Source organism: Enterobacter cloacae complex sp. ECL352 (genome assembly GCF_020149545.1).
Classification (GTDB): domain Bacteria; phylum Pseudomonadota; class Gammaproteobacteria; order Enterobacterales; family Enterobacteriaceae; genus Enterobacter; species Enterobacter asburiae_B.
In genome coordinates this window covers 1-2608 of the sequence record NZ_CP083714.1, presented here as the reverse complement: position 1 = coordinate 2608, position 2608 = coordinate 1, and the positions used below count along the sequence as shown (strand labels likewise).

Here is a 2608-nt window from a genome sequence, read left to right as displayed (position 1 = left end):
CTTAGCTCCATTTTTATTAGTTTCTTGACTGGAGTATAAGGCGAAAGGTAATCTTCTTTCGAAGAAAAAAACCGCCCTGGCAGGCGGTTTTTTAAAGGTTAGAAAGACCTAGTAAATCTGGCTAACCGAGGTAACTGGCTTAGAGGGAGCGCAGTCACCAAAACTTGTCCTTTCAGTTTAGCCTTAACTGGCAAAGAACTTCAAGACTCAACTCCTCTAATCCATTACCAATGGCTGCTGCCAATGGCGTTTTGTCGTGTCTTTCCGGGTTGGACTCAAGATGATAGTTACCGGATAAGACGCAGCAGTCGGGCTGAACGGGGGGTTCGCGCATACAGTCCAGCTTGGAGCGAACTGCCTACCCGGAACTGAGTGTCAGGCGTGGAATGAGATAAACGCGGCCATAACAGCGGAATGACACCGGTAAACCGAATGGCAGGAACAGGAGAGCGCGCGAGGGAGCTACCAGGGGGAAACGCCTGGGATCTTTATAGTCCTGTCGGGTTTCGCCACCACTGATTTGAGCGTCTGATTCTGTGATGCTTGTCAGGGGGGCGGAGCCTATGGAAAACCGGCAGCGCCGCGGCCTTCTTTGTTGCCTCTCCATCCTATCTCATTGCCTGTGTCTTAATGTCTCCGTTCCCTCCGCTCGCCGCAGCCGAACGACCGAGCGTAGCGAGTTAGTGAGCGAGGAAGCGGAATATCTTCGGGCTCACTTTAGGCACCGTACACACCGTAGCTGCATTTTTTAATACGATGCAGGATAGGGCTAACGCCGCAAAGTGACGTCCTCTGACGTTTCTGGATTACAAAAGTTAACGCAGCGGACAGGACATGTTTTGTGGCCACAGCCGGTTTGCCAGTGTTGCAAAACATCCGGACAGGATGTGCATTTGTAATACCGCGCACACGCGGCACCACAAATGCCTTTTGTCAGGGCTTGCCGCCCCGACACCCTGCCAGCGGCTCACGACCCCGCAATAAATTGCGTGCCCGTTCACCGCTTCATCTCCGTGTCTTCATGCTGTCTATGTGGCTTCGGGAATGTGTTTAATGTGTGTCTAAAGTGTGTTTATCGGCTGTTCGGGTGTGTTTAATGTGTGTTTGAAATGTGTGTGGCGGCATTTTGAGGTGTGTTTAAAGTGTGTGTGCTGCTCCTGTCTTGAGTTTTACTTTCTACGGATCAGGCACGACGGCGATGTATACACGCGGTGATACATGCGCGGTGCCAAAGGGTTCCCCTTTGAAACCTGCTGTGGTTCTACGAACCACGGAAGAAAACTGCCTGAAACAGTCCTTTTCCGGCACATCTGGTGTGAAACTGCGCGCCAGTCACTCTCATGCATAGCCATGCAGCTGCGCAGAAATCATCAGGCGCGTTTTTTCACGATATAGGTATAGGGAAGTGCAGGAAACAGGCATCCCACCGCAGAAACGCGCTGAGGGCGTCTGAGACGGTGCGGCCAACAGATGTTATGGTAAATTCACTGCTATTGGCATACCGCTACTTTTTATTAATTTACTAGTTACCGTTGTTATAATTGATACATGCTGCCATTTTAATAGCAGCATGTATGTTACTTGGAAGATTTTTCGCCAGAAAGATATCCAAAAACTCCACTGATAATTGCTGTTATCACTGGCATGAGAGAGGATGAGAATTCTTTACCGGTGACTGAGTCAATTATATATATTGCCCCAATGAATAAGACTATAATTGCTAGAATTATGACTAGTGCAGAAATTACTATTGTTTTGTTTCTGCTATCACCGTTAGCTTTGATTTGCGCCGGTGTTTTGGGCTTTATTTCCTCTAGCCTTTTTTCTATCATTTTTTCAAAGGAGGCCCACGCTGTATCTATCTGTAGTGTAGATGAGCTACCAGAGTTCGCGGTGGGCGTGCTAAAAGCAGTGCTAGATGATGATCGACTTTGTGGAGGCATTAGGCTAATCCCTCTAAGTTTGTCGTAGATAAATCCTTGGTTTTTTTAGATATTATATCTAAAAGCATATCTTTTTTTATTGGTAACCCTGAAGGGTTGTTGTTTATGTCTTTTTGTATAAAAATCCCTTCAGAAGTTATTCCTTTTGTATTTATTTCTGCATTGCTAATAGCGAATACGTTATTAAAGCTATACCCAAACTCTTGTGAGATCTTATTGTATCGGAAGTTAAACTCATTTATATTTCCAAGGTCTTTTCGAGAGTATTTTTTTGCTAGGGCCATTGCTGGAAGTCGTTCAATCTCAAAATAATTACCTATCATTCCTAAGCGAATGATGTCTAGTTCATTTGGGATGTTTTTTATAATTAATTTTGATTTTAATATAAAATCACTTAGACCATCTTGTTCTTTGAATGGTGAGTCAGAAATATTTAAGGTAAGATCTAACCTGTTTAGCGATATATTAAAACTATACGTTCCCGCTTGGTTTGTTGCCGCTACGCGAGGTATCTCAGGAGGTACTTCATCTGGGAGGGGGATAATTTGTGGCATTCTGTCGAATAGATTTCCAGCAGCATCATTGATGCTGGAAAAGAATTGATCTGGCCTAGTTATATGCTGTTTAAAAAATATAGCCAGTTGAAAACTCATTACATGTACCAT

Annotated in this window: 2 protein-coding genes; both read right to left on the bottom strand. The window is 44.8% G+C overall.

Annotation, left to right across the window (positions count from 1 at the left end; genetic code table 11):
- Window positions 1–172: 172 nt before the first annotated feature.
- Window positions 173–334 (bottom strand): replication initiation protein, encoded by a 162-nt coding sequence (locus LBF07_RS24810; RefSeq protein WP_332873253.1) that lies wholly within the window; start codon window positions 332–334, stop codon window positions 173–175.
- Between the two features lie 1608 nt (window positions 335–1942).
- A complete protein-coding gene (locus LBF07_RS24595; protein ID WP_174784986.1) occupies window positions 1943–2596 on the bottom strand; it encodes a hypothetical protein in 654 nt (217 codons plus the stop codon).
- Window positions 2597–2608 lie beyond the last annotated feature (12 nt).